We start from the raw sequence: 6428 nt of genomic DNA on the forward strand, positions 1-6428 counted from the left end.
GGGGCTCGGCTCGTAGCTCACGGCGGAGACCGGCCGGTCGAGGGCGGCGTGGAGCCGGTCGAGGTCGACGAGGTTGAACCACGCGGGGGCGACGCCGGCGAGACAGACGTGCCTGACGTCCGGCCGGTCGAGCGAGGTCGCTAAGTCGCGGATCGCGTCGGTCGCGTCTGTCCCGCCGACGGAACAGGAGTCGTACGCCAGTCCGTCGAGAGCGAAGTCGCCGCGGACGACCGCGCCGGCAACGTAACTGACATGGGTACCCCCAGAAAAGGCGATGCCAAGCGTTCTGCTCGGCGATGTCACCTCACGTTTCCTCGGACTTGATCTCCTGGAGACGGTCGAGCAGCTCGTCGTTCGACGCGCCGGGCTCGTACTCGACGGACCCGTCGTGGGTCTCCTGGGCGGCTTGGACGCCGTCGTCGTCGTCGAAGTCCGCGTCCAGGTCCTGGTTCTCCTGTTCGGATTCGTCGTAGCTTCCGAAGCCCATGTTCGCTCGATGATAGGGAGTCGTACGGTATAAATCCCGGGACGCCCTCACGGGAACCCGGCCATCAGGCGGGTCCGACGCCGATAGCCGGGCGTCAGGTCACGTTTTTATCAGTCGCGTGTCGTGGTAGGGTATGGACCCGATCAACGTCACCGCCGACGCGACGGAGTTCACCTGTAACGCGTACCTCGTTCTCGGGGACGCCCCGACGCTCGTCGACGCCGGGACGATGCCGGGTGTCGACGACGTGATCGCCGACGCGCTCGCCGACGCTGGAGTCGACGACCTCGACCGGGTGATCCTGACGCACCAGCACGGCGACCACGTGGGGGAGCTCGACGCCGTGCTCGACCGGTTCGACCCGACGCTGTTCGCGTACGCGGACCACCCGCGGCGGGACGTCGCGCTCGTCGACGGCGACGAGATCCTCGTGGGCGACGAGCCCTGTGAGGTCGTGTACACGCCCGGACACGCCGATGACCACGTCTCGTTCGTGGGCGAGGAGCGACTGTACAGCGGCGACGTCGTCGTGTACAACGACGGCGCGTTCGACGACGGCTCGTTCGGCCGAACCGACATGGCCGGACAGTCACGCGAGCAGCTGATAGAGAGCCTGCACACGCTGATGAATCAACTGCCTGAGACGGTCGAGGCGATGTATCCCGGACACGGCGACGCGTATCGAGACGGTGACGGTCCGGACACGGTGCGTGGCGTGATCGAACGCGCGACCGACCGCGCCGAGCGACGGGAACCGAAATACCCCGAGTGACGGGCGCTCGGCCGCGGCCCGGCGGTCGGTCGGGTTTCGGACTCGGGGTTCTTAAGTGTCGTACGCCGAAGATCGGGTATGGACCTCTCGACCGCCGTCTCCGCTACGGTCTCGACCCTCCGGCGGCGACCCGCGGACCTGTTACCGTTCTACCTCCTCGGAACGGCCGTCCCCGTCGTCGCCCGGATGGGACTCCTCGTCTCGCTCGCCGGCGTGTACCTCCACTACGAGCTGTCCGGCCGTCTCGGTGCCGTCCGCGACGCGTTCGCGGACGCCGACCTGGCCCCGCCGGACGTCGAGGATCCAGAAGCGCTCGAACGGTGGGCCGAGGGGCTGATCCCCGCTTTCGAACCGCTGTTGACCCCGACTGCCGGCGCGCTGCTCGTCGCCGGACTGCTCGCCACCGTGCTCCTCGCGATCCTCACGTACGCCGCGGTCTCGGCGGGCCAGATGAGCGCCGTGGTCGCCCGGCTCCGAAGCGAGCGGGGACTGACCGCCGGGATCGCCGGCGTTCGGGAGCGCTGGGTGACGTTCCTCGGGCTGTACGTCGCGGAGTTCCTGTTGTGGGTCGGCGTGGTGTTGCTCGCGAGCGTCGCGATCGCCGTCGCGTTCGTGATCAACCCGTTCCTCGGCGCGGTCGTGGCACTCGGCGCGTTCCTCGTCGGGGCGGTCGTGCTGGTGGCGATCCGTATCGTGTTCGCGTTCGCTCCGGCGTCGATCGTGGTCGACGACGCCGGCGTCTTCGGGTCGCTCGGCGGGGCCGGCGGGTTCATCCGCTCGAACCCCGCGGACGCCGCCGCGTATCTCGTCGTCGCGATCGGCGTCACCGTGGCGATCGCCTCCGCCGCCTCCGGGCTCGCGTTCCTCGGCGGTGGGGCGGTCGTCGCACTCATCAGCGCGGTCGTCGTCGCGCCCGCGCTCGATCTGCTGAAGACCGTTCTCTACGGCGACTACCGCGGGACAGTCGATCCGGTCGAGCCGCCGGCGGCCTCCCTCCGGAGCCAGTTCTCGGGCGGCGTCCGTCGCGGATGGCGCGAGATGGTCGGATTCGTCGCTCGAACGCCGGGGACCCATCTGTTCGTCGTCGCGCTCGGCGTCGGCTCGGGGGTCGTCGGCTGGACGATCGCGGAGCCGTTCGTCGGCAGCGTCCCGACATCGATCGAGGCGCGGTTGGCGGATCACATCGCCCCCGTCGCGACTCTCGAGTTCTTCGGGAACAACTGGACCGTGGCGATATCGACCGCCCTCGGCGGGGTCGCGCTCGTGATCCCGGCGCTCTCGGCGATCGTGTTCAACGGAGTCGTGCTCGGCGGAACCGCCGCGCTGGAGGTGAACCGTGAGGCGCTGCTCGCGTTCGTGATCCCGCACGGGGTCTTCGAGATCCCCGCCATTTTCGTCGCCGGCGCGCTGGGCGTCCACCTCGGCGTCGTCGGCTGGCGAACGCTCCGCGGACGGGTAAGCCGTGAGGGGTTCGCCGACGTCCTCGAGAACGCGTTCTGGGTGCTGATGGGCGTCGGGATCCTCCTCGCGATCGCCGCGGTGATCGAGGGGTTCATCAGCCCGTACTACTGGCGGCCGTTCCTCTAGCCCGGATCCGAGGGACGGGACCTCCGCTGGCCCGGGAACCGGGCCTCGACCGCCCGTCCGTACGTTGAAGTCGCTCGAGGTCGAATCCTGACCCGTATGACACGACGCGATCCCTTCGGCGAGATCGAGAACCTGTTCGAACGGATGGACCAAGAGCTGGAGAAACTGGGAGCGGGACTCGAGCGCCCCCGTTCTCCGGGCACCACCGTTGACGTCGTCGAAACGGCCGACGGGCTGCAGGTGATCGCCGACCTCCCCGGCTTCGACCCCGACGCGATCGACGTCGAGCTCCACGAGGACGCGCTCACGATCGGTGCGACCAGGGAGGAGATCCACGAGACCGGGACGGACGCGGACGAGGCGGACGCAAGCGAGGAGGCCCCCGAGTCCGGAACACCGCGGTACCACCGCCGTGAGCGCCGGTACGGCTCCGTCTCGCGCCGGATCCCGCTCCCGGTCGCGGTTGAGGCGGACGGAACGACGGCCAGCTACGATGACGGTGTGCTCACGGTCAGCCTCCCGAAGCGGACCGAGTCGGCGTCGAGCGGCCACCGGATCGACGTGGAGTGAGCGGACGGCGGCGTCGACCGCGCCGTGTCCGGTCCCGAACGTGTCGGGCCTCCGCTTCGAGCGCGTCACCTCGTAGTCGCATACCACGAGCGAACACGGCTCAAGCGGGGTTTACTACCTCAGCGACCTATTATATGGGTGATACTCATGAACAGATCGAACCCGTTCGACGAGATAGAGCAGTTCTTCGGCCGAACCCCCTTCGGCGGGGCGGGACGCAGCCTCGGGCACGCGGACGTCGACGTCGCGGAGTACGACGACGAGTTCGTCGTGATGGCCGACCTCCCCGGCTTCGACCGCGACTCGATAGATGTCCGAGTGGACGGGGATCGGGTGACGATCCGTGCCGAGCGTGAGACCGAACGCGAGGGACACGGCGATGGGGCGGAACACGGGGACGCCGACGAGTACGGCGAGGAGGGACGGTACCTCCGACGCGAGCGCCGACACCAGTCGGTGACCCGGTCCGTAGACCTCGGAGCCGACGTACACGAGTCGGACGCGACGGCGACGTACAAGAACGGCGTCCTCACCGTGACGCTCCCGAAGCGGGTTCACGACGAGGACGACACGCACCGGATCGACGTCGAGTAGTCGCTTTCGTCCGCGGCTTACCCCCCACCCTCGAATCACACCGCCGCCGTTTCACGAGAGATCGCCTTCAGCTGAGGTCGCCTTCACGTGAGACTGGCTTCACGCGGGACCGTCTTCGCGCGAGATCGGCTTGTTATCTCCGCCACCAGCTTCTCAACTGTGGTGGTCGTAAGCGGACGTATGAGCGACGACCGCGCGAGCGAGCGGGGGGCCCTGGTCGACCGGCTCCGCGATCGGCTCGACGTCAGCGAGCGAACCCTCGCCGCCATCGGGTCGGTCCCGCGCCACGAGTTCGTACCAGCACGGCTCCGGTCGCGGGCGTACGACGACCGGCCGTTGCCGATCGGACACGACCAGACGGTCAGCGCGCCGCACATGGTGGCGGTGATGATCGACTTGCTCGAAGTCGGACCCGGCGACCGGGTGTTCGAAGTCGGGACGGGCTGTGGCTACCACGCGGCCGTCGTCGCCGAGATCGTCGGGCCGGGCAACGTGTACAGCGTCGAGTACGTCCCGGCGCTTGCCGAGTCGGCTCGCGAGCGATTGCGTCGACTCGGCTACGAGGTGACGGTTCGGGCCGGAGACGGCCGGCAGGCGTTCGAGGACGAGGCCCCGTTTGACGCCGCGTATCTCACGTGTGCGGCCCCGGACGGCATCCCGGATCCGATCGTCGATCGGGTCCGAGTCGGGGGACGTGTCGTCGGCCCCGTGGCGGACGGAGCGGGACAGCGGCTCGTTCGCCTGCGGGTGACGGCCGACGGCGTCGAACGCGAGGACCGTGGCGGGGTTCGGTTCGTTCCGATGCAATGACGCCCGTCTCGATACGGTGGCCCCGGTGTCGGGACGGCAGTCAGACGGGACGGAAGAGCGTGCAGTTTTAGCCCTCCGACGACCCAAGTGGGGTATGGACGAAGCGGCGCTCCGCGCGGACATGATCGAGGGGCTCGAACATCAGATCGGCGAGCCGCTCGGCGGGTCCGTGCTGGCGGCGCTCCAATCGGTTCCGCGGGAGACGTTCGTCGAGGACGCCCCGTACGCGAACCGTGCGAGCGAGGAGGAACGGTCGCGAGCGCTCGCCCCGGCGACCGTGGCGCGACTGCTGACGGCGATCGACGCCGCGGAGGGCGACGACGTCCTCGTCGTCGGGGCGGGGATCGGCTACACCGCCGCGACGCTCGCGGAGATCGCCGGCCCACGCCATGTCCACGCGGTCGACATCGACAGGGGGGCAGTCACCACGGCGCGCTCGAACCTCGCCGAGGCCGGTTACGACGCCGTGCTGGTCGACCGTCGGGACGGTGCTAGGGGGCTCCCCGAGTACGCGCCGTACGACCGGATCCTCGTGGAAGCGGCGGTCGTCACCCCGCCGCGGGCGCTGCGCGACCAGCTCGTTGACGGCGGCCGGATCGTGTATCCGCGCGGGACGGTCGAACAGACCATCGCCGCCATCGAGCCCGCGGATGGGGAAGTCGTCGACGAGGCGGACCCCGCGCCGGACGGGTTCGGTACCGTCGAGGAGGCCGGCCCGGTTCGGCTCGATCCGATGCTCGTCGACGGTGAACAGGCCGGGGTCGAACGCAACCGCAGTCGGCGCGAGGACGCGGAGATCGAGCGACAGGGACAGTTCGCGCGGACCGGCTGGGAGCAGGAGTGGATCGACTGGGACGACCGGATCTAATCCTCAACGACCAGCACCGACGTGTTCTCGCGTTCATCGACGTAGTCGCTTCCCGCCGGCGGCTTGATCTCGATCGAGAGCGTCCCGTCCGACTGGTTCGGACCGAGCTCGGGGTCGATATCGACCGTCGCGATCCCGTCACCGTCGGTTCTCGCCGTCGCGACGCCGTCGATCCGCGCGGAGCCGCTGCGGACGATGACGGTGGCGTCGGAGACGCGCGTCCCGTCGGGGTCGACGACGGCGACATCGATGGCCTGGCTCCCGGGCGTCGTCACCTCCGGTTGCGGCTGCGCGTCGAGCTCGGTCGCGACGAGCCCGTCGATACTCCCGATCATTCCCATCATCACGCTGAGACTCGCGACGCCGACGACGAGCGCGATCACCAGTCTGACCGGCAACCCCTCGATCGCGCGGCTGTCGGCGAGGAAGGAACGGTCGGACCGTGACGCGTCGGATGTCGTATCGAACATACGACCGCCTGGCCGCGGTATCGTATATAAACGGTCGGCCACGACGTCGATGGGTTCGGTCGGTTCGATGGCAGCCGTATGCTCCCAAGCCTGAGTAGCGAACGACGAGTTATATACGATACCGCGGTCAGACCGCGTATGGACGTGATCGGACGCGAGGACTCGGCCGGCGGGGGCGACGAGAGCGGCGGCGGGAGACCCGTCGACGGCGGCACTGGGGAAGCGGAAGCCGCGGACGGGTCCGGATCGACGGGTCCCCCGACCGTCCAC

General features: G+C 69.0%; 9 protein-coding genes. 6 read left to right on the top strand and 3 right to left on the bottom strand.

All coding sequences use genetic code 11. The features are described 5' to 3' along the window. Together ACFQEU_RS09650 and ACFQEU_RS09655 are read right to left on the bottom strand one after the other, a co-directional pair. The coding region (locus ACFQEU_RS09650) for an endonuclease dU (RefSeq protein WP_379781583.1) at nt 1–303 on the bottom strand (303 nt) is incomplete at its 3' end. Between the two features lies 1 nt (nt 304). Then, nucleotides 305–487 carry a DUF5786 family protein gene (locus tag ACFQEU_RS09655; RefSeq protein ID WP_379781585.1) on the bottom strand — a complete coding sequence of 61 codons (183 nt, stop codon included), beginning with the start codon at nt 485–487 and terminating at the stop codon, nt 305–307. Between the two features lie 133 nt (nt 488–620). Between ACFQEU_RS09655 and ACFQEU_RS09660 the strand changes: the two genes are divergently transcribed. From ACFQEU_RS09660 to ACFQEU_RS09685, 6 genes are all read left to right on the top strand, one after another. Next, entirely contained in the window at nt 621–1259 is a 639-nt protein-coding gene (locus ACFQEU_RS09660) for an MBL fold metallo-hydrolase (RefSeq protein ID WP_379781587.1), read from the top strand. A gap of 78 nt (nt 1260–1337) precedes the next feature. After that, nucleotides 1338–2846 carry a stage II sporulation protein M gene (locus tag ACFQEU_RS09665; RefSeq protein WP_379781589.1) on the top strand — a complete coding sequence of 503 codons (1509 nt, stop codon included), beginning with the start codon at nt 1338–1340 and terminating at the stop codon, nt 2844–2846. Between the two features lie 96 nt (nt 2847–2942). Continuing rightward, on the top strand, nt 2943–3416 hold the full coding sequence (locus tag ACFQEU_RS09670; protein ID WP_379781591.1) for an Hsp20/alpha crystallin family protein: 474 nt from the start codon (nt 2943–2945) through the stop codon (nt 3414–3416). A gap of 147 nt (nt 3417–3563) precedes the next feature. Continuing rightward, nucleotides 3564–4010 (top strand): Hsp20/alpha crystallin family protein, encoded by a 447-nt coding sequence (locus ACFQEU_RS09675; RefSeq protein WP_379781593.1) that lies wholly within the window; start codon nt 3564–3566, stop codon nt 4008–4010. 180 nt (nt 4011–4190) lie between these two features. Further along, on the top strand, nt 4191–4820 hold the full coding sequence (pcm, locus tag ACFQEU_RS09680) for a protein-L-isoaspartate O-methyltransferase (RefSeq protein ID WP_379781595.1): 630 nt from the start codon (nt 4191–4193) through the stop codon (nt 4818–4820). Between the two features lie 94 nt (nt 4821–4914). Next, nucleotides 4915–5688 (top strand): protein-L-isoaspartate O-methyltransferase family protein, encoded by a 774-nt coding sequence (locus ACFQEU_RS09685; protein ID WP_379781597.1) that lies wholly within the window; start codon nt 4915–4917, stop codon nt 5686–5688. Here the strand turns inward: ACFQEU_RS09685 and ACFQEU_RS09690 are convergent. Then, on the bottom strand, nt 5685–6158 hold the full coding sequence (locus tag ACFQEU_RS09690) for a DUF7382 domain-containing protein (protein ID WP_379781599.1): 474 nt from the start codon (nt 6156–6158) through the stop codon (nt 5685–5687). The genes ACFQEU_RS09685 and ACFQEU_RS09690 overlap by 4 nt on opposite strands. Between the last annotated feature and the right edge of the window lie 270 nt (nt 6159–6428).

The organism is Halorubrum tibetense, assembly GCF_042661865.1.
GTDB classification, from domain to species: Archaea; Halobacteriota; Halobacteria; order Halobacteriales; family Haloferacaceae; genus Halorubrum; species Halorubrum tibetense.